Here is a 20,460-nt window from a genome sequence, read left to right as displayed (position 1 = left end):
TTAAAACGCGACGGCAACGCGGTAGTAAACAGTGACGTGATCCGGGCCGAGCCAGTCCGGGTAAACGAGAGGCAGCCCAACGGTGAACGAGCTGGAAACGTGGCCGTTGGCGGTACTGAGCCCGGCGGCCGAGCCCCAGAGGGTGCCCGCGGAATAGCGATCCAGCCTGTCAGAGTGCAGCCAGCCGCCGTCGAGGGCCGCCAGCGCGCTGACCTGACCGATGACCGGCAGCGTGAACAGGGTGTAGTTGAGCTCGTTTCGCCAGTAGGCACCGTTATCGCCGGAAATGGTTTGCTCTTTAAACCCGCGCACCGAGCTTTCGCCGCCGATAGTCATACGTTCACTGCCGTAGAGGCGGTCCGGCGACCACTGCCCGTAGGCGCTCGCCAGCCACCACAGATTGTCAGCCACCGGGCGCTGGAAGCTGGCGTTCAGGCTCCATTTGCGGAACTGTGCTTTCGGTAAATCACCGTTTTTGCTGCCGTCGCTTTCAGCGCCCAACCATGGCATACCGCGGCTGAAGGTCGGGTTAAAGGTTGCCACGCCGCCGAACATCTTCTGGGTGTGGTTCATGCCAAACAGCAGGCTGGTGAGCTTGCGGCTGCTGCTTTCCAGCAGAACATCGTCGAGATAGTTGCGGTTGATGCGGTGGCTTAAGCCCAGGGAGACGCCCGTTTTGATATCACCGTTACGGAACAGCACGTGCGACAGATTCACGCGGTGCGTTTCGGTATCGCCGCTCGAGCGCCAGAGGTAGCCGTTGTTATCGATAGTGCTGAGGTAGTTATTCCAGCTGTAGCTGTAATCCAGCAGGCTGTAGCCGTAGGGTACGCTGACGCCCGCCGCAAAATTTTGTGCATCTTTTGAATGCGAAAACGCGCTGCTGCGCCCGCCGCTGACGAACCAGCTGTCGGCCAGACCCAGCAAATTGTTACCGGTTAGCCCGCCGTTAATCTGCCCGACGCCCGTGCTTTTTTGTCCACTGTTATCGAAGCTCACGGAGGCCGAAAGGGGAAATTCCGGCGTGGCGGTCAGATGCACCACAGACCAGCCCTGCTTATCAGCCGGCAATATTTCAATCTGAACAGGCGTGGTGCGCGTGCGGTTAATTTGCTCCATGCCTTGTTCAATATCACGCAGGTTAAGAATTTTGCCCTGGAGACCCGGGAAGGCCATTTTCAGCTCGCGCTCTGGCGCGCCGTCCATGCGGATCTTCTCAAGCTTTCCTTCCAGAATGGCTAAGCGTAATTCCCCTGAGCGTAAATCCTGTTCGGTCAGAAAAGCGCGGCTGGTGATATATCCTCTGCTGATATACCAGTCGGAAACGTTATTAGTGAGTTCATTAATTCGTGCCATATCCAGGCACTGGCCTTGCCAGGGCTGCACTAATTTTTGCTGCTGGCGTTCGTCTATCAGCGTAGAGCCATCCAGCACTATGCGCTGGATGGTAAAACAGGGCCCCGATGGCGTGGCAGGCAGTACCGGCGCTGCCGGGCGGACAATGGGCGTGGCGCGCTCCAGCGACTCTCGCTGTTGCTGGTTCTGCCGCAATAATTGCTGCTGCTGTTGATCGATAGTGTCTCTGTCAGCGGGTGACAAAGGGGCTGCAAACACGGGCTGGCTGACGACCAATAAAGCCCCCAGCAGGCGAAACGCTTTCATCCTGAAATCCTGATAGGTATTTTGTTATGCTGTTTTTATTTTGTACGCTCACGGCACATTTCAACACACTCAGACATTATTTGGAATATCTTTATCGGCTTTAAAACAGGCCCAAAAGCCAAACTCATTTAGCCTTAAGATTATTCGCAATGTGATATTTAACCATTGAGCATGAAAATTCTTATATAAGCAAAATCACCCACAATATAACGAAGGGAAATCACCTTAAAAGACAATCAGCCGGGAAAATATATTCTTGCGTGGTGCGTTTTCATTAAGAAAGATCATACATAAACAATAATGTTTATATTCATTTTATGAATATAAAAGAGGGCTGGCTCCCTCTCCGGAAAGAGAGGGAAACCTTCACTTCAGGCTTTAGGCGGCTCGGTGCGGGCAAAGCTGTCGCGCTGGAAGAGGGCTTCCACCAGCCTGACCAGATGCGGTCGAGTGGCGCACCAGCCCGGCGAGATATGACGAAAATTGAGATATCCCACGGCACAGGCGACGGCAATGGTTGCCAGATTCAGCTCATCGGCCTTCAGCGTACCGTCGGCGGCAAATCCTTCCAGCGCGTCCAGACCACGGCTGATTTTCTCGCGCTGGCGAAGAAGCTCGTCGGGGGATTGCTGTGCCGCCGGGCGCGCCTGTTCGCGCACTGAAACCAGCCCGGCGTCCATAATGCCATCGGCAAGGGACTCCAGCTGACGCACGTGCAGCGCAGCTTTGGCATCGCGCGGCACCAGCGCAGGCGCAATATCCAGTAGCTCAATGTATTGCGCAATGATCGGTGAGTCGTACCAGCATTCGCCGTCGTCGGTGACCAGCGCAGGGACTTTCCCCAGCGGGTTATACTTCGCCACGCCGTTTACCGCGTTATACGGCATCTCATTGATAAACTCGAACGCGATGCCCTTCTCCAGCAGGAGAACGGAAATCTTGCGCACAAACGGGCTGGTATAGCTGCCAATCAGTTTCATCACTCTGTCCTTTTCGCCAACAAAAAGAGAATCCTTCAGTATGACCTGGCAGGTTCGGGTTGGCAGTGAAATTGTCATCTTTATGCCAACAATCGGGTGAAGAATAAAAAACGAGGCACTGTAAGGGAGTTACAAGGCGTTGCCCGGTGCGGAGAAGAGTTTGCGCCGGGTCACAATCGGCGTTCTCCGGATGAAAATATATTGTGATGCCAGTCACACATTAACAACAAAGCATCGCTGCATAAATGTGATTAACATCACATTAACAGCCTTGTCGGGGCGATTTTTTGCGCTTAGTACTTTTTTTACACCCCCATTTTGTGACGATGATCACTTCAATTACGACATGACACCCTATATTAACGTGACTTAGATCACACCAAGGGGCGCGCGCTGGACAGTTTATCGATTCAGTGCCAGATTTCGCATCATCTACAGGGTCCGGCTATTTCCGCCGCCAATTAACAAGAAACCTCGGGCTTCATTCCCGCGCGTCAGCAAACACATAAGAAGGGGTGTTGTTATGTCATCCGATTTCAAGATCAAGGTGCAAAGCTTTGGTCGCTTCCTCAGCAACATGGTAATGCCAAATATCGGCGCGTTTATCGCGTGGGGTATCATTACCGCGTTATTCATTCCAACAGGGTGGCTGCCAAACGAAACGCTGGCGAAGCTTGTCGGCCCAATGATTACCTATCTGCTGCCACTGCTCATCGGTTATACCGGTGGTCGTCTGGTTGGCGGTGACCGCGGTGGCGTGGTTGGTGCGATTACTACCATGGGCGTTATCGTCGGCGCCGATATGCCGATGTTCCTCGGCGCGATGATCGCCGGTCCTCTGGGCGGCTGGGCGATTAAACGCTTCGACGTCTGGGTAGACGGCAAGATCAAGTCCGGTTTCGAAATGCTGGTGAACAACTTCTCCGCCGGTATCATCGGGATGATCCTCGCCATTCTGGCGTTCCTCGGCATTGGTCCTGCGGTTGAAGTACTGTCCAAAATTCTGGCGGCGGGCGTTAACTTTATGGTTGCCCACGACATGCTGCCGCTGGCATCCATCTTTGTTGAACCGGCGAAAATCCTGTTCCTCAACAACGCCATCAACCACGGTATCTTCTCGCCGCTGGGCATTCAGCAGTCTCATGACCTCGGCAAGTCCATCTTCTTCCTGATTGAAGCGAACCCGGGTCCGGGTATGGGCGTCCTGCTGGCGTACATGTTCTTCGGTCGCGGTAGCGCGAAACAGTCCGCAGGCGGCGCGGCTATCATCCACTTCCTGGGCGGTATCCACGAAATTTACTTCCCTTATGTGCTGATGAACCCACGTCTGATCCTGGCCGTTATCCTCGGCGGTATGACCGGCGTGTTCACCCTGAGCGTGCTGAACGGTGGCCTGGTGTCTCCGGCTTCCCCAGGTTCTATCCTGGCAGTACTGGCAATGACCCCGAAAGGCGCATACTTCGCCAACATCGCGGCTATCTTTGCAGCCATGGCGGTCTCCTTCGTGGTCTCTTCCATCCTGCTGAAAACCAGCAAGGTAAAAGAAGAAGACGATATCGAAGCGGCAACCCGTCGTATGCAGGACATGAAAGCCGAGTCTAAAGGTGCAGCATCGCCGCTGACGGCGGGCGATGTGACCAACGATCTGAGCCACGTGCGCAAAATCATCGTTGCCTGCGATGCCGGTATGGGCTCCAGCGCAATGGGTGCAGGCGTGCTGCGTAAGAAAGTCGCGGATGCGGGTCTCACCAACATCTCCGTTACCAACAGCGCGATCAACAACCTGCCGCCGGACGTCGACCTGGTGATCACTCACCGCGACCTGACCGAGCGTGCAATGCGCCAGGTGCCGCAGGCTCAGCACATCTCGCTGACCAACTTCCTCGACAGCGGCCTCTACACCAGCCTGACCGAGCGTCTGGTGGCGGCACAGCGTCATGAAGATAACGAAGTGAAAGTGCGCGAAACCCTGCAGGGCAGCTTCGAGCAGGACGACAGTCATCTGTTCAAGCTCGGCGCGGAAAACATCTTCCTCGGCTGCAAAGCCTTCAGCAAAGAAGAAGCCATCCGCTTCGCCGGTGAGCAACTGGTGAAAGGCGGCTACGTTGAGCCGGAATACGTGGAAGCAATGCTGGAGCGTGAAAAACTGACCCCGACCTACCTGGGTGAGTCCATCGCGGTTCCACACGGCACCATCGAAGCCAAAGACCGTGTGCTGAAAACGGGTGTGGTATTCTGCCAGTACCCGGATGGCGTGAAATTTGGCGATGAGCCGGACGACATTGCCCGCCTGGTCATTGGTATCGCGGCCCGCAATAACGAACACATCCACGTCATCACCAGCCTGACCAACGCGCTGGACGATGAATCCGTTATTGAGCGTCTGGCAACCACCAACAGCGTTGCAGAAGTGCTGGCCCTGATTTCCGGTAACAAAGCCGGGTAAGTTCTCCCTCCCTCTTCTCGTGCTCCGCGCGGGGAGAGGGTTCGGGTGAGGGGAATCACTCGCCGTCCCTCACCCGAGCCCTCTCGGGTAAAAACATTGATGAAGGTTAACACTATGAAAGCATTACATTTTGGCGCAGGTAATATCGGACGTGGCTTTATCGGCAAACTGCTGGCCGATGCAGGTATTACGCTGACGTTCGCCGATGTGAATCAGGTGGTGCTGGATGCCCTGAATGCGCGTCATAGCTATCAGGTGCATGTGGTCGGTGAAAACGAGCAGGTGGAGACCGTCTCCGGCGTGAACGCGGTCAGCAGCATCGGCGACGATGTGGTTGATCTGATTGCCCAGGTCGACCTGGTAACCACCGCCGTCGGCCCGGTTGTGCTTGAGCGCATCGCGCCGGCGATTGCCAAAGGCCTGGCGAAACGTAAAGCCGCGGGCAACGACGCGCCGCTGAACATCATCGCCTGTGAAAACATGGTGCGCGGCACCACGCAGCTGAAGGGCCATGTTGAAGCCGCACTGGCAGAAGAAGATAAAGCGTGGGTTGCAGAGCACGTGGGCTTCGTTGACTCCGCCGTTGACCGCATCGTGCCGCCGTCAGAGTCCGCCACTAACGACCCGCTGGAAGTGACCGTGGAAACCTTCAGCGAATGGATTGTCGACAAGAGCCAGTTCAAAGGCGCGCTGCCGAACATCCCGGGCATGGAATTAACGGATAACCTGATGGCATTTGTGGAACGCAAGCTCTTCACCCTGAACACCGGGCATGCTATAACCGCGTACCTCGGTAAGCAGGCGGGCCATCAGACCATCCGCGACGCCATTCTTGATAACAACATCCGTGCCGTAGTGAAAGGCGCGATGGACGAGAGCGGCGCGGTGCTGATCAAGCGTTACGGTTTTGATGCCGATAAACATGCCGCCTACATCCAGAAAATCCTCGGTCGCTTTGAGAACCCGTATCTGAAAGATGACGTTGAGCGCGTGGGCCGCCAGCCGCTGCGTAAGCTGAGCGCGGGCGATCGCCTGATTAAGCCGCTGCTCGGTACGCTGGAATACGGCCTGCCGCACGACAATCTGGTGAAAGGCATTGCCAGCGCGATGCACTATCGCAGCGAACAGGATCCGCAGGCACAGGAACTGGCTGCGCTTATCGACGAGAAAGGCCCACAGGCCGCACTGGCGCAGGTCTCCGGGCTGGATGCCAACAGCGATGTGGTCGCTCAGGCGGTCGCGGCCTATAAAGCGAGCGCATGATGCAGGACCCGGTGCTGCTCATTGAGCAGCACCTCAACAAAAGATTGTCAGATATGCAGGCAATAATGGAACAAACGCAAGCCTTTGAAAACCGTGTGCTTGAGCGTCTGAATGCTGGCAAAACCGTACGAAGCTTTCTGATCGCCGCCGTTGAGCTGTTAACCGAGGCGGTGAACATGCTGGTGCTTCAGGTCTTCCGCAAAGACGATTACGCGGTGAAATACGCAGTGGAACCGTTGCTGGACGGCGAAGGTCCGCTGGGCGATCTGTCGGTGCGCCTGAAGCTTATCTACGGCCTCGGCGTGATAAGCCGTGCGGAATACGAAGACGCCGAGCTGCTGATGGCGCTGCGCGAAGAGCTGAATCACGACGGCAGCGAATACGCTTTCACCGACGATGAAATTCTGGGGCCCTTTGGCGAGCTGCACTGCGTTAGCGCCCTGCCGCCGCAGCCCGTTTTTGACACCAGCGATGCCGAATTCTACGCCATGCAAAAACAACGCTATCAGCAGATGGTTCGCTCAACGATGGTGCTCTCCCTCACAGAGCTGATTTCACGGATCAGCCTGAAAAAAGCCTTTCAGAAGTAAATCGTTCAGCTCTCGCTTTCGCTCTCTTCCTGCTCGCACATCGGTTTATACAGGTTCCTGTAATAGTCCAGTCGTTCACGAAACAGTGCGGCTTTTTCCTCCGGAATTTGTTCAGGGATGCGGTTAATGCGTGGGGATTTTTTCAGGTACTCCATAAACGCCTGGCTGGAGGCCATGAAATCCACCGCTTTATCGAGGATTCCCGGTACGTTCTCGCCCAACTTAGCCATCACACACCTCCTTTACGGTTGTCTCCTTTAAGACTGGGCAACCCCCTCGCAGACGTTGGGGAAAATGTGCTTTTTTGTGTGGTTAAGAGGCAAAAATGCGATCGCGCAGACACTTCACAAATTAAACTTATTTTTCAATATATTATGCATGATGCTTGCGCATTAAAGCCCGGCGTAATCGTTCGAGTAGCGATAATTGACTATCAGGAACGACGCTCACCGCGCATACTATTGAGCATTGAACCCCTTTTACTGATTAAAACCGCAACCATGAAAGAAATCGAAAAGAACGAAATCAAACGCCTGAGCGACCGCCTGGACGCCATCCGCCACCAGCAGCCAACCCTTTCTCTGGTTGATGATGCCGAGAAGTACGCCGAACTCGAAAAAGAGAAAGAGACGCTGGAAACCGAAATCGCCCGCCTGCGCGAAGTGCATACTCAGAAGCTGAGTAAAGAAGCGCAGAAGCTGGCCAACCTGCCGTTCCGCCGCGCCATCACTAAAAAAGAGCAGGCCGATATGGGCAAGCTGAAGAAATCCGTCCGTGGTCTGGTGGTGGTTCACCCGATGACCGCCCTGGGCCGCGAGATGGGCCTGCAGGAAATGACCGGGTTTGCCAAGACGGAGTTCTGATTTTCGCTGGAGAATGCCCTCTCCCCTCCCCTCTCCCAAAGGGAGAGGGAGAAAGACAAAAACCCTGCATCTGACGCTTATGTCGACAAGAGAAAGAAAGACAAAATCCCGCACCTGACTCTTCTCCCGGCAAGAGGGAGAAAGACAAATCTCAGCGCTCCCCCTTTCCTGCGGGCGAAAGTCAACGCGATGAACGGTTCCCTCTCCCTCCGGGAGAGGGCATTCACCACCCATCAAATTGGCCCTACCAATCCAACCTAATCTGCCCATCCCTTCACAGAACCCGCAACTCACGAAACATATGCATTGCTTAAACGCAACATATGATTAACCATTCGTTGGCATTACCCTCACATCACAATATTGGCAGGACCACTTTTACATAACGTATGACGCAGAGCTGAACGCAGATTCACCTGCCTCGACGCTGAGTGGTTCTCAGGAGACCTGCATGAACCTCTGGCAACAAAACTACGACCCTGCGGGCAATATCTGGCTGTCGAGCCTGATCGCCGCTCTGCCTATCCTCTTTTTCTTCTTCGCGCTGATTAAGCTCAAGCTGAAGGGCTACGTCGCCGCGAGCTATACCGTCGCCATCGCGCTGGTTGTCGCGCTGCTGTTTTACAAAATGCCGGTGGATCATGCCCTGGCCTCCGTGGTTTACGGCTTCTTCTACGGGCTGTGGCCAATCGCGTGGATCATTATCGCCGCCGTTTTCGTCTACAAAATCTCGGTGAAGACCGGTCAGTTCGACATTATCCGCTCATCAATTCTGTCGATAACCCCGGACCAGCGCCTGCAAATGCTGATCGTTGGCTTTTCCTTCGGGGCGTTTCTGGAAGGGGCCGCAGGCTTTGGTGCACCGGTGGCGATCACCGCTGCGCTGTTGGTCGGCCTTGGTTTTAATCCGCTTTATGCCGCGGGCCTGTGCCTGATTGTGAACACCGCCCCGGTCGCGTTTGGCGCGATGGGCATTCCGATTCTGGTCGCGGGCCAGGTAACGGGGCTCGACAGCTTTGAAATCGGCCAGATGGTGGGCCGCCAGCTGCCGTTCCTGACAATCATCGTGCTGTTCTGGATCATGGCGATTATGGACGGCTGGCGCGGCGTGAAGGAGACCTGGCCTGCGGTGATGGTAGCGGGCAGTTCCTTCGCCATTGCCCAGTATCTCAGCTCTAACTTCATCGGCCCGGAGCTGCCGGACATTATCTCCTCGCTGGTGTCTCTGGTGTGCCTGACGCTGTTTCTCAAGCGCTGGCAGCCGGTGCGTATTTTCCGCTTCGGCGATGTGGGCGCTTCGCAGGTCGACATGACGCTGGCACGTACAAAATACACCGCCGGGCAGATTATTCGCGCCTGGTCGCCGTTCCTGTTCCTGACCGCGACGGTGACAATCTGGAGCGTGCCACCGTTTAAAGCGCTGTTCGCCCCGGGCGGTGCGCTGTACGACTGGGTGGTCAATATCTCCGTCCCGTTCCTCGACAAAATGGTCGCCCGCATGCCGCCGGTGGTTCACGAAGCTACGCCGTATGCAGCCGTCTATAAGTTTGACTGGTTCTCCGCTACCGGCACCGCCATCCTGTTCGCCGCACTGCTCTCCGTGGTCTGGCTGCGCATGAAGCCGAAAGATGCGGTGGTCACCTTTGGCCACACGCTGAAAGACCTGGCGCTGCCGATTTACTCCATTGGCATGGTGCTGGCGTTCGCGTTCATCTCTAACTATTCCGGGCTGTCGTCAACGCTGGCGCTGGCACTCGCCCATACCGGCAGCGCGTTCCCGTTCTTCTCGCCGTTCCTCGGCTGGCTCGGCGTGTTCCTGACCGGGTCTGATACCTCATCGAACGCGCTGTTCGCCGCACTTCAGGCGACGGCCGCCCAGCAGATTGGCGTTTCAGACGTGCTGCTGGTTGCCGCAAACACCACCGGCGGCGTAACCGGGAAGATGATTTCACCGCAGTCCATCGCCATTGCCTGTGCGGCGGTGGGGCTGGTCGGGAAAGAGTCTGACCTGTTCCGCTTCACGGTCAAACACAGCCTGATTTTCACCTGTATGGTGGGCATGATTACTACGCTTCAGGCCTACGTCTTAACCTGGATGATCCCATGATAGTGATACCCCGGCGTCTGTCAGACGAGGTTGCAACCCGTGTGCGGACGCTGATTGAAGAACAAGGGCTGGAGGCGGGGATGCGACTCCCCGCCGAGCGCCAGCTCGCACAACAGCTCGGCGTCTCCCGCAACTCGCTGCGGGAGGCGCTGGCGAAACTGGTCAGCGAAGGGCTGCTGATAAGCCGTCGCGGCGGCGGGACCTTCGTGCGCTGGCAGCACGAGCCCTGGTCGGAACAGAACATCGTCCAGCCGCTAAAAAGCCTCCTCGCCGACGACCCGGACTACAGCTTCGATATTCTCGAAGCCCGCCACGCCATTGAGGCCAGCACCGCCTGGCATGCTGCCCTGCGCGCCACCGAAGCCGATAAAGAGAAAATCCGCCTCTGCTTTGAAGCCACCCTGAGCGACGATCCGGATCTGGCCTCTCAGGCCGACGTGCGCTTCCACCTCGCCATCGCCGAAGCCTCACACAACGTGGTGCTGCTCCAGACCATGCGCGGGTTCTTCGACCTGCTGCAATCGTCCGTGAAGCAGAGCCGCCAGCGGATGTATCTCGTGCCGCCCGTTTTCGCGAAGCTCACCGAACAGCACCAGGCGGTACTGGACGCCATTCTGGCGGGCGATGCCGAAGGGGCGCGCCAGGCGATGATGGCGCACCTCGGCTTCGTGCACACCACCATTAAACAGTTTGATGAAGATCGGGCTCGCCAGGCGCGGATCACTCGCCTGCCCGGCGACCATAATTCAAGGGAGAACCACTGATGATCATTTCAGCCGCCAGCGACTACCGCGCCGCTGCCCAGCGTATCCTGCCGCCGTTCCTGTTTCACTACATCGACGGCGGCGCGTACAGCGAACACACTCTGCGCCGCAACGTGGCCGACCTTTCTGAGGTGGCGCTGCGCCAGCGCGTGCTGAAGAACATGTCTGAGCTGAGCCTCGAAACGAAGCTCTTCAATGAGACGCTCTCCATGCCGGTTGCGCTGGCGCCTGTCGGGCTGTGCGGCATGTACGCCCGGCGCGGCGAAGTGCAGGCCGCGGGCGCAGCGGACGCCAAAGGCATTCCGTTTACGCTCTCCACCGTCTCCGTCTGCCCGATTGAAGAAGTCGCCCCGACGATTAAACGCCCGATGTGGTTCCAGCTCTACGTTCTGCGCGACCGCGGCTTTATGCGTAACGCGCTGGAGCGCGCCAAAGCAGCGGGCTGCTCCACGCTGGTCTTTACGGTGGATATGCCCACGCCGGGCGCGCGCTACCGCGATGCCCATTCCGGGATGAGCGGCCCGAACGCCGCACTGCGCCGCTACTGGCAGTCGGTGATGCATCCCCAGTGGGCATGGGACGTTGGCGTAAACGGACGCCCGCATGATTTAGGCAATATCTCCGCCTATCTCGGCAAACCGACGGGGCTGGAAGATTACATCGGCTGGCTGGCGAACAACTTCGATCCGTCGATTTCCTGGAAAGACCTCGAATGGATCCGTGAATTCTGGGATGGCCCGATGGTGATCAAAGGGATCCTCGACCCGGAAGATGCGCGCGATGCTGTGCGCTTCGGCGCAGACGGCATTGTGGTGTCCAATCACGGCGGCCGCCAGCTGGACGGCGTGCTCTCCTCCGCACGCGCCCTGCCAGCCATCGCCGACGCAGTGAAAGGTGATATCGCCATTCTCGCCGACAGCGGTATTCGAAACGGCCTCGACGTGGTGCGCATGATTGCGCTCGGCGCAGACAGCGTGCTGCTGGGCCGCGCGTACCTGTATGCGCTGGCAAGCCAGGGCCGCGCGGGCGTGACCAACCTGCTGGACCTGATTGAGAAAGAGATGAAGGTGGCCATGACGCTCACCGGCGCGAAATCCATCGGGGAAATCTCGCGGGATTCGCTGGTACAGGAGGCGAAGCATCTGGCCGCCTCACTGGCACCCGTTGCGCGCGGGGATGCCGCTTAACCTTCGCGCGGGCTGATGCCCTCTCCCCAACCCTCTCCCACGGGAGAGGGAGTCAGAACCCTTGGCTGCACAACTTTATACCCTCTCCGATCTGTCCCCTCGCCCCTTTGGGGAGAGGGTTAGGGTGAGGGGGAACATGCAAAACCGTTTGGCGAATATTCTCCTCCCTCCTTCTCCCACGAGAGGACAAATCGCAGCGTAAACGGCGGTGCATCCAGCAGCCAGATGCGTTCGCGCACGTCGCACTGTGACTACGTCGAACGCCTGCAACGGGCAGATAAGATTCATGCGAAGAATGTGTAAAAATGTAACTCGCGGATTTTGTAGAGGTTTATGTCAGAGGTGATGATTTGCTACACAGACAGGCGAAATATTTACATCAAAGAGTGGGGTAACTGCCTGAAAGTAGCTATAATGCGCCCGCCTCCATGTAGCAATCGAGGCGCGGAAGGTCGTCGTCTCCGGTGAGGCGGCTGGACTTCAAATCCAGATGGGACCGCCAGCGGCCCCGGGCAGGTTCGACTCCTGTGATCTTCCGCCAAAATTCCCTATTTTTTAATAGCATTTCTAAGATTATATTGTAAAACTCTCTCCAAATAGAATAATCTCAACACTCATGGAAAATTCAAACTTCTGATCATTAATGAAGGTGAAGTTAATAATGAACATTGAGGAAGAATTAAATAGTTTATTCTCACACAGAACATCTGGCCCATTTTTATTCCTTGGATCTGGCTTTTCCAGACGATATATGGGGTTGGAAGATTGGGAAGGTTTATTAGAACGATTCTGTGTCATGGGAAAACCATATGCATATTATAAGAGTAGTGCAAATGGAGATATTCCTTTGTCAGCACAACTCATAGCGGATGACTTTCATGATTTATGGTGGACAAGTGATGACTATGCTACTAGCCGGGAAATTTATGCTCCCTATGTAAAGAATAAAACCTCACCGCTGCGCTATGAAATAAGTAAGCATCTTAAGAATAAAACTTCTGAAAGTCTTGGCACACTAGACAGCTCTCAGGAAATTTAATTACTAAAGGCTTGCGATGTAGATGGGATCATAACTACCAATTGGGACCTGCTCATTGAAAACATATTTGACGGGTATACCACATACATCGGACAAGAAGAGCTACTATTCTCAAATACCTATAACATAGGTGAGATTTACAAAATCCATGGTTGTAGTTCAAAACCAGAAAGTTTGATTTTAACTAACGAAGATTATGATGATTATAATAACAAGAATGCTTACCTAGCATCAAAGTTAATAACGATATTTGTAGAGCACCCCGTTATATTTATTGGTTATTCTATCTCAGATGAAAATATCCGCGCTTTATTAAAATCCATATCACTTTGTATTGGTTCAGATAAATTAGAAAAGCTTAGAGAGAACTTAATTTTTCTTGATATTAATGAACCATCAAGCGGCCCTACCATTGAAACATCTTACATGCATTTCAATAATGTGCAAGTTCCTGTTAAAATAATAAAGACTGCTGATTTCTCCTCTGTATATCGTTCAATTCATAATTTTGAGAGGAAGATTCCGGCCCGAGTTTTGAGATTTTGCAGAGAGCAGGTTTATGAAATCGTTCAAAGTCAAAATCCACAAAGCAAAATAGCCGTAATAGATTATGACAATATTAAAGACCAGAAAAATATAGAGATAGTTTTTGGTCTTGGAGTAATAGGTAAAGTAGGGGAAACTGGATATCGTTCCTTTACATTACTTGATATCTTTGAAGATATAATTTATAACAATAAAGACTTCTCGCCCGAGAAAGTTCTCAAGATAACAGTTCGACAACTTGGAACTAAATGCCATTTCATTCCAATATTTAAATATATTTCCCAGATGGGTGTTACATCAGTTGGTGAATATGAAGAGTCAGGATTAGATTTAGATTTCTACTTAAAAAGAAATGTTCCAGCTGTATTCAGTTCTGGAGCAGTTAAGTCTTTCGAAAAGTATCAACATTTAGATTTTGCTGAATTTATTGAAGCAGCAAGTGAATCAGCATTTCTTACCCTTGCTCCATATCATGATAATGTTGATCTTGATTTATTAGAAAAATACATAGTAGACAATTACACACGGCTAATGAGTAGCAACAAGAAATATTACTTCAGGAAATTAATATGCTTTTATGATTGGCTTAAGTATAAGTTTTAACCCAGCGCTGAGTGCATCTGTTGTGCACTCAGCATTCTTTAATCTTACGAAGCCTCACGATACAAGCCTCTTTTACCCACTTACTGAAATTTCCCTTTCCAGCTGCTTTCTCAATCTGCTCTAAAAGCTCATCTTCAAAGCGGATGTTCTTCATGGTGCTTTTTTTACGGTCGAATTCGGCTTTCTTTTTTTCTTGCATGGTAGGTACCACTTAGGGTAGGTTATATTCATGTGGTACCTACCACATGAAATCTATTTTTTTGTCGATGCCTGGCAGTGCGGGAACACTGTCAGGCATCTAACCGCACCAACTATCAAGGAGTTGATTATGGCTGACAAGCATTCTACCTCAGACCGTTCGGTAATCGGAACCACACGCAGGCTCATTGTGGGATATCGCCCACGAAGTAAGGATCGTACTACGCCGAATCTGGTGATTTGTGGCAAGTGGATGCGCGAAGCAGGATTCAATATCGGGCACCATATTGCGGCGAAAGTGATGGACGGCTGCATTGTTCTGATGGCCGACAGCCTGAAAGAACAGAGGCTGATTGAAGAATTGCGCGAATCAAACAGAGCTCTGGCGGACATTCAACAAAGGCTGGCTGCGGTTAAGTAATTTCTTACATAAACGGCAGCGCATGCGCAGAAAGAATGACCGCGCTGCCGGTTTAACTCCCCACCCCATTGTGTCGCTCTTAACCATATTCACCGATGGAGCGCCCGCATGAAAAAATTACTCGTCTTATTGTTACTTCCGCTACTCACCGGCTGTGCCTCGCTGGTCGGCAACAGCACGGAACAGGTCACCGTTGAGAGCACCCCTTCCAGCGCGTATTTCACCATTACCGATAATCACGGGCAGATTGTGGCGACGGGCACCACGCCGCAGACGGTTACGCTGAAAAAATCGGATGGCAGCTACTTTGGGAAGATTGAATACAGCCTGGCGGTAAAAGCTGAAGGGTATCACTCAACCCTCGTGCCGCTGAGCATGCGCTTCAGCCACTGGTACACCTTCGGCAATATCATTTTCTTTGGCGTGCCGGGCTGGCTGATTGTCGATCCGTTCTCCGGCGGGATGTACACCTTTGAACAGGACCGTATTCAGTCGTGGCTGCGCCCTTGTCAGCCGGGGCCGTACAATTATACGTGTTCGTAAAAACAGAAACCGGGTCAGCGGAATGCTGGCCCGGCTGACGTTAAAGCGTCATCCCATCACAAGATTCGACGCGTTTCGACAGTTTTCGACATCTACTGCAAGCCGTTCGACAGGGGCATCTGGCTGCGTGGCGCGATAAAGCATGTCATAGACGGGGGCGATCAGCTCAAGATAATGCTCGAGCACGTTCTGTCGGTCGCGGACGTGGATCCGATCGTTGATAAGCCCTTCTCCAGTCAGCGTGGCTTCACCAAGCATGATCACTTCGCCATTTTCCTGCTCGAACGTGTACTGCACAGTTTGCGTGTGGAAGCCGCGTGCCAAGCGGATTTCGAGGGCATAGTACTCAAACAGCGTGAAGCGCAGCGCGTTCTCTGCTGAATGCTCCATCGTCAGGTGCAGCGGGGTTTTCGACAGGGTGATGCCCTGAATCAGCGTATTCAGGTAGTGCTTCCATTGCATCTGTAGCTGCTGACGTTTGCTGGCAATAAAATCCGATTTCGTGCCAAGTTCGGTTATATTCAACTTCCGGTCCTTTCTGGTTTTAACAATTAGCCCTGAGGATTTTGCAAAATCCGCGCCAGTGTTAAAAAAAAGCGGGCCAGCATCCCGCCGGCCCTTTGCGCTACAGATGACTCACTCATTCCCAGCCGGGCACGGCCCCGCCGTTAAAGATCTTTTCAGCCGCTTTTGCCACTTCCGGCGACTGATACGATTGCATAAATTCCTTCACGTTCTCCGCGTCTTTGTTGTCTTCACGGGCAACGATGATGTTCACATAAGGCGAATTTTTACCTTCGATAAACACGCTGTCATGCACCGGCGACAGGCCCGTTTGCTGGATGTAGGTGGTACTGATGATCGCCACATCTACCTTCGGGTCGTCGAGCACGCGCGGGAGCTGCGCGCCCTCCATCTCCATAATTTGCAGGTTATGCGGGTTGTCGCTGATGTCGAGCGACGTCGGCAGCAGGCCTTTGCCCGGTTTAAGGGTAATCAGCTTCTCTTTTTGCAGCAGCAACAGCGCGCGGCCCAGGTTGGTCGGATCGTTCGGAATGGCGATGGTCGCGCCGTCTTTCAGCTCCGAAACGGTTTTGATCTTGCGGGAATAGCCCGCCATCGGAAAGACGAAGGTGTTGCCGACCGCCACCAGGTGGAAGTTGTGCGCTTTATTGTCCTGTTCCAGGAACGGGCGATGCTGGAACACGTTGGCGTCCAGCTCTCCGGCGTTGGTGGCGTCGTTTGGCAGCAGCGAGCCGCTGAACCCAACCAGCTCGACGTCGAGGCCATATTTATCTTTGGCGACCTTCTTCGCCACTTCGGCAACGTCCTGTTCCGCGCCGTTAATCACGCCAACTTTGATGTGTTTACTGCTATCGCTTTTCTGGTCGCAGCCCGCGAGCAGCAGGCCCGCCAGCAGCAGTGCGCCAAAATGAGGAAGGGAGAGTTTCACGCCGGAGTTCCTTGTTTAATAAAGTGTTCCTGGATGAAAAATGACTATAGCGATTTTGCTGCGGCGGGGATAAAAACGAAAAGGAATGGTTAAGACGAAAACGCGATAACGGGTGAATAAGGTGAGGTGTTTCCCCTCTCCCCGGCCCTCTCCCAAAGGGAGAGGGAATTGCCTGGTGCAGTTTGTAGGCCCGGCAAGCCATGCGCCGCCGGGCTGAAAGCATACCGGATGGCGCTGACGCTTGTCCGGCCTACGTATCTGGCCAAATTATTTCGCCAGCGTATTCGCTATCGCATTAAACATCAGCGACGCTTCCAGCGGCTGGGCGCTGAAGGACGGTTCCGCTTTCGGCCATGCGGACCACTGCACGATCACCAGTTTTTGCGCCGGGTTGACCGTAATCACCTGGCCGAAGATGCCCAACGCCCACATGGTATCCTGGCTTGCCAGGCCCTCTTTCGGACTGACGTCTTTCGCGTTGGCCGGCACGCTGTTGTTCCACCACTGGTAACCGTAAGTGCCGTCCGGGTGCGCAGCGGAAACGGATTTGTCAGCTTTATTCCAGGTTCTGGCATCTTTGACCCAGTTATCCGGCAGCGTTTTGCTGCCGTCCGGCAATACGCCGTTGTTCATGATAAACAAGCCGAATTTCCCCCAGTCTTCCAGCGTGGCGTTGAAGCCGTGCGCGCCCACATCATGTTTACCCGGCTGGTAGCTGTGCCATACGCCGTCATGCACCATGCCGTACGGCTGCCAGATTTTTTCCTGGAGGTTCTGAGCAAGGGATTTACCGGTGGCTTTCTCCAGCGTGTCGCCGAGCAGCCATGCGCCGCCGGAGGAGTAAGACCACGCTACGCCCGGTTTGGCATACGCCGGACGTTTCGGATCTTTCACCAGCGCGTTCACGCAGTCGTAGGTATCTTTGTTGGCCTCACACTGGGTGAGTTTCGCAAAGTCAGACTGCGGGTTGGTGTAGTCTTCATTCCAGGTTACGCCAGAGGTGTGCTGCATCAGCTGGCGTACGGTCACGTGTTCCCACGCGGTACCTTTGACGTCCGGGTTGTATTTGACGATTTCATCGTCCAGCGAAGCAATTTTGCCCTCTTTTACCGCCACACCCACCAGCGTAGAAACGACCGATTTCCCGACTGAGCGCGACGTCCACAGCGTGGTCGGCGTATTGCCGTGGCCATAATACTGATACGCCACCTTGCCGTCCTTGATAACCATCATCCCGGTCACGTCGTTACGCTTAATGTAATCCTGAAGATCGTAGCGCTGGCCCTGATACTCATAGGTGGCTCCGCTAAGCGAGTGCGCCATCACCGGGATTGGCTGCGGATTGCTGGCCTTAAACACGTCGCCCGCGTAGGAGCGATAGTCGTTACGAAAACCAATCACGCGCTGCTGCTGGTCCCAGGTCAGCATATCTTTTACGTCTGGCAGACTGGCATCCACCGGCGCCGGGCAGGTGGTGAGCTGCGGTACGCCGCAGTCGTTAGCCGCGCTGGCCTGCAGTGAGAAGCCCAGGCAAAGGGCGAGAAGACAGAGTGACGTGTTCATTTTGCGCATAAACGTACCTTTCATCGTTTTGAATTATGAGATGTCAGGCACCACTGTAGGCGAGATATATCGGCAAGTGCAGTCAGTTAGCGGGGGAAAAACCCCCGCTCATTCCCTCAAAGCCCCAGCGCGCTGAGGCCAGGGTGATCGTCCGGACGGCGCCCCTGAGGCCAGTGGAACAGGCGTTCCCCCTCCTGAATCGGGATATCGTTGATGCAGGCGTAACGCCTGCTCATCAGGCCGTTGTCGTCAAACTCCCAGTTTTCATTTCCGTAAGAGCGGAACCAGTTGCCGCTGTCGTCGTGCCATTCGTAGGCGAAACGCACGGCGATATGGTTGTCGGTGTATGCCCACAGCTCTTTGATCAGGCGGTACTCCAGCTCCTTACGCCATTTTCTGTCGAGAAACGCGACGATGGCATCGCGACCATCCACAAACTCGCTGCGGTTGCGCCAGCTGCTGTCCGGCGTGTAGGCCAGCGCGACTTTTTCCGGATTGCGGCTGTTCCAGCCGTCTTCCGCGGCGCGGACCTTCTGGATGGCAGATTCAAGGGTAAACGGGGGGAAAGGCGGACGTGACTCAGGCATGGTGATCCTCCGGCAATAATGTTCCCTCATCCTGGCACAACCGTGAGAAAACGAAACCGGGAAGAGGAAACTTCCCGGCGGAGATCAGTGGTGCGACTTCCGCAGCGGCGATTCCCGCAGGAACCACGACAGCACGAACGCCAGCACCATAATGCATGCAGCCATCAGGAAGGCAGCATGAATAGCCGCGCCGAAAGCATCCAGATAATCGGCGCGCAGCGCATCCGGCAGATGATGTACGGCAACCGGGTTCATCCCGCGCGGCATCTCTGCGCCTTCCGGCAGCAGCGTCGAGAGGTTCGACTGCAAAACGTGGGTAAACACCGCGCCAAACAGCGCCACGCCGATGGAGCCGCCAATCGAGCGGAACAGCGTTACGCCGGAGGTCGCCACGCCGTAAAGATTCGGCGCAACGGAGTTCTGCACCGCCAGCACCAGCACCTGCATCACCAGCCCAAGGCCCATGCCGAGCACGCCGGTGAAGAGATACAGATGCCACGTTGGCGAGGTGATAGTGATGCGGGTCAGCAAGACCATACCGCAGAAGCCGAGCAGCGTACCGAGGATCGGGAACAGGCGATATTTCCCCGTGCGGCTGATAATTCGCCCGCTGATAATCGACGTCACCAGCAGGCCGCCCATCAGCGGGATCAGCTGCAAGCCTGCCTGGGTCGGCGTCGCGTCTTTCACCACCTGCAAATAGAGCGGCAGGAAGGTGACGGAGCCAAACAACGACATGCCGATGATAAAGCCAATCAGGCTGCACAGCAGGAAGCTGCGGTCGCGGAACAGCGAGAGCGGGATGATCGGCTCATACGCCAGGCGCTCTTCATAGATAAACCCGGCGATACCGACCAGGCCGAAGGCCAGAATGCACCACAGCTGCGGGTCGCTCCATTCGCGCACCGTGCCGCCTTCGGTGGTAAACAGCGTGATGCACAGCAGCGCCATGCTGAGATAAAGTGCGCCCAGCCAGTCAATCTGGTGCTCGCTGCGCTTACCGGTGTTGTGGAATACCGCACCAATAACCAGCAGCGCGAACAGGCCGAGCGGCAGGTTGATGTAGAAAATCCAGCGCCAGGAGGTGTGCTGAACGATAAAGCCGCCAATAAGCGGGCCGATGACCGTCGCCAGGCCAAACACGCCGCCGAACAGCCCCTGATAACGCCCGCGCTCGGCGGGCGGGATCACGTCCGCCACTGCCGCCATGCTGATCACCATCAGGCCACCGCCGCCCAGCCCTTGCAGCGCACGCATCAGCACCAGCTGCGTCATGTTCTGCGCCAACCCGCACAGCGCGGAGCCCGCCAGAAACAGCACGATGGCGATTTGCAGCACCCGCTTGCGGCCAAACAAATCGCCAAACTTGCCGTACAGCGGCACCACGATGGTGGAGGTCAGAATGTAGGCCGTGACCACCCACGACAGCTTATCGAGGCCGCCGAGTTCGCCAACAATCGTCGGCAGCGCGGTCGAGACAATGGTCTGGTCCAGCGCCGAAAGCAGCATCACCAGCAGCAGGGCGCTGAACAGCAGGCGAATGGATTTTACGCCGGTGGCCGGAACGTGTCCGGATTGAGTCATGGGTTGAGACGCCATAGAAGGCTCACTTGAAATTAATTAAATGCACAATTAATATTCATGT

The 20,460-nt window shown here is 54.9% G+C and carries 20 protein-coding genes and 1 tRNA gene; 12 read left to right on the top strand and 9 right to left on the bottom strand.

Annotated elements, in window-relative coordinates; genetic code table 11:
• Positions 1 to 1,662 carry a ShlB/FhaC/HecB family hemolysin secretion/activation protein gene (locus tag AB1287_RS15440; protein WP_435618336.1) on the bottom strand — a complete coding sequence of 554 codons (1,662 nt, stop codon included), beginning with the start codon at positions 1,660 to 1,662 and terminating at the stop codon, positions 1 to 3.
• A 371-nt stretch (positions 1,663 to 2,033) separates the two neighbouring features.
• Positions 2,034 to 2,642 (bottom strand): glutathione S-transferase, encoded by a 609-nt coding sequence (locus AB1287_RS15435; RefSeq protein WP_312629491.1) that lies wholly within the window; start codon positions 2,640 to 2,642, stop codon positions 2,034 to 2,036.
• A 523-nt stretch (positions 2,643 to 3,165) separates the two neighbouring features.
• Here AB1287_RS15435 and AB1287_RS15430 point away from each other — a divergent pair.
• From AB1287_RS15430 to mtlR, 3 genes are all read left to right on the top strand, one after another.
• Positions 3,166 to 5,088, top strand: coding sequence for a PTS mannitol transporter subunit IICBA (locus AB1287_RS15430; protein WP_435618335.1), 1,923 nt, complete (start codon positions 3,166 to 3,168; stop codon positions 5,086 to 5,088).
• A 114-nt stretch (positions 5,089 to 5,202) separates the two neighbouring features.
• Positions 5,203 to 6,351 carry a mannitol-1-phosphate 5-dehydrogenase gene (gene mtlD / locus AB1287_RS15425; protein WP_435618334.1) on the top strand — a complete coding sequence of 383 codons (1,149 nt, stop codon included), beginning with the start codon at positions 5,203 to 5,205 and terminating at the stop codon, positions 6,349 to 6,351.
• Entirely contained in the window at positions 6,351 to 6,941 is a 591-nt protein-coding gene (mtlR, locus tag AB1287_RS15420; RefSeq protein WP_312629534.1) for a mannitol operon repressor MtlR, read from the top strand. The genes mtlD and mtlR overlap by 1 nt, the downstream gene beginning before the upstream one ends.
• A gap of 5 nt (positions 6,942 to 6,946) precedes the next feature.
• Here mtlR and AB1287_RS15415 read toward each other — a convergent pair whose 3' ends face one another.
• Entirely contained in the window at positions 6,947 to 7,171 is a 225-nt protein-coding gene (locus AB1287_RS15415) for a hypothetical protein (protein ID WP_435618333.1), read from the bottom strand.
• Between the two features lie 270 nt (positions 7,172 to 7,441).
• Between AB1287_RS15415 and AB1287_RS15410 the strand changes: the two genes are divergently transcribed.
• From AB1287_RS15410 to AB1287_RS15380, 7 genes are all read left to right on the top strand, one after another.
• Positions 7,442 to 7,804, top strand: a complete 363-nt coding sequence (locus AB1287_RS15410; RefSeq protein ID WP_435618332.1) for a YibL family ribosome-associated protein — start codon at positions 7,442 to 7,444, stop codon at positions 7,802 to 7,804.
• A 451-nt stretch (positions 7,805 to 8,255) separates the two neighbouring features.
• Positions 8,256 to 9,911 carry an L-lactate permease gene (gene lldP, locus AB1287_RS15405; RefSeq protein ID WP_435618331.1) on the top strand — a complete coding sequence of 552 codons (1,656 nt, stop codon included), beginning with the start codon at positions 8,256 to 8,258 and terminating at the stop codon, positions 9,909 to 9,911.
• A complete protein-coding gene (gene lldR, locus AB1287_RS15400; RefSeq protein WP_312629499.1) occupies positions 9,908 to 10,675 on the top strand; it encodes a transcriptional regulator LldR in 768 nt (255 codons plus the stop codon). The genes lldP and lldR overlap by 4 nt, the downstream gene beginning before the upstream one ends.
• Positions 10,675 to 11,862, top strand: coding sequence for an FMN-dependent L-lactate dehydrogenase LldD (gene lldD / locus AB1287_RS15395; protein WP_435618330.1), 1,188 nt, complete (start codon positions 10,675 to 10,677; stop codon positions 11,860 to 11,862). Before lldR ends, lldD begins: the two co-directional genes overlap by 1 nt.
• A 446-nt stretch (positions 11,863 to 12,308) precedes the next feature.
• A tRNA-Sec gene (locus AB1287_RS15390) sits at positions 12,309 to 12,403 on the top strand.
• A 120-nt stretch (positions 12,404 to 12,523) separates the two neighbouring features.
• A complete protein-coding gene (locus AB1287_RS15385) occupies positions 12,524 to 12,901 on the top strand; it encodes a hypothetical protein (RefSeq protein ID WP_435618329.1) in 378 nt (125 codons plus the stop codon).
• A 27-nt stretch (positions 12,902 to 12,928) separates the two neighbouring features.
• Entirely contained in the window at positions 12,929 to 14,050 is a 1,122-nt protein-coding gene (locus AB1287_RS15380) for an SIR2 family protein (RefSeq protein ID WP_435618468.1), read from the top strand.
• A gap of 28 nt (positions 14,051 to 14,078) precedes the next feature.
• Here AB1287_RS15380 and AB1287_RS15375 read toward each other — a convergent pair whose 3' ends face one another.
• The gene (locus AB1287_RS15375) at positions 14,079 to 14,249 is read right to left on the bottom strand and encodes a YlcI/YnfO family protein (protein ID WP_435618328.1); all 171 of its coding nucleotides are present in this window, start codon (positions 14,247 to 14,249) and stop codon (positions 14,079 to 14,081) included.
• Between the two features lie 129 nt (positions 14,250 to 14,378).
• Between AB1287_RS15375 and AB1287_RS15370 the strand changes: the two genes are divergently transcribed.
• Together AB1287_RS15370 and AB1287_RS15365 are read left to right on the top strand one after the other, a co-directional pair.
• A complete protein-coding gene (locus AB1287_RS15370) occupies positions 14,379 to 14,669 on the top strand; it encodes a SymE family type I addiction module toxin (protein ID WP_435618327.1) in 291 nt (96 codons plus the stop codon).
• Positions 14,670 to 14,777: 108 nt separating this feature from the next.
• Positions 14,778 to 15,212, top strand: coding sequence for a hypothetical protein (locus AB1287_RS15365; RefSeq protein WP_312629508.1), 435 nt, complete (start codon positions 14,778 to 14,780; stop codon positions 15,210 to 15,212).
• A 48-nt stretch (positions 15,213 to 15,260) separates the two neighbouring features.
• Here the strand turns inward: AB1287_RS15365 and AB1287_RS15360 are convergent, their stop codons facing one another.
• The 5 genes from AB1287_RS15360 to AB1287_RS15340 form a co-directional block, all read right to left on the bottom strand.
• Positions 15,261 to 15,737, bottom strand: coding sequence for a transcriptional regulator (locus tag AB1287_RS15360; protein WP_435618326.1), 477 nt, complete (start codon positions 15,735 to 15,737; stop codon positions 15,261 to 15,263).
• 115 nt (positions 15,738 to 15,852) lie between these two features.
• Positions 15,853 to 16,665 carry a lipoprotein NlpA gene (gene nlpA, locus AB1287_RS15355; protein ID WP_435618325.1) on the bottom strand — a complete coding sequence of 271 codons (813 nt, stop codon included), beginning with the start codon at positions 16,663 to 16,665 and terminating at the stop codon, positions 15,853 to 15,855.
• A 267-nt stretch (positions 16,666 to 16,932) separates the two neighbouring features.
• Positions 16,933 to 18,237, bottom strand: coding sequence for a serine hydrolase domain-containing protein (locus AB1287_RS15350; protein WP_435618324.1), 1,305 nt, complete (start codon positions 18,235 to 18,237; stop codon positions 16,933 to 16,935).
• A 107-nt stretch (positions 18,238 to 18,344) separates the two neighbouring features.
• A complete protein-coding gene (locus AB1287_RS15345) occupies positions 18,345 to 18,815 on the bottom strand; it encodes a DUF1348 family protein (RefSeq protein ID WP_435618323.1) in 471 nt (156 codons plus the stop codon).
• A gap of 84 nt (positions 18,816 to 18,899) precedes the next feature.
• Positions 18,900 to 20,414, bottom strand: a complete 1,515-nt coding sequence (locus tag AB1287_RS15340; protein WP_312629514.1) for an MDR family MFS transporter — start codon at positions 20,412 to 20,414, stop codon at positions 18,900 to 18,902.
• Between the last annotated feature and the right edge of the window lie 46 nt (positions 20,415 to 20,460).

It is taken from the genome of Scandinavium sp. UTDF21-P1B (genome assembly GCF_040750395.1).
Lineage (GTDB): Bacteria > Pseudomonadota > Gammaproteobacteria > Enterobacterales > Enterobacteriaceae > Scandinavium.
This window is presented reverse-complemented; position numbering and strand designations above follow the sequence as displayed.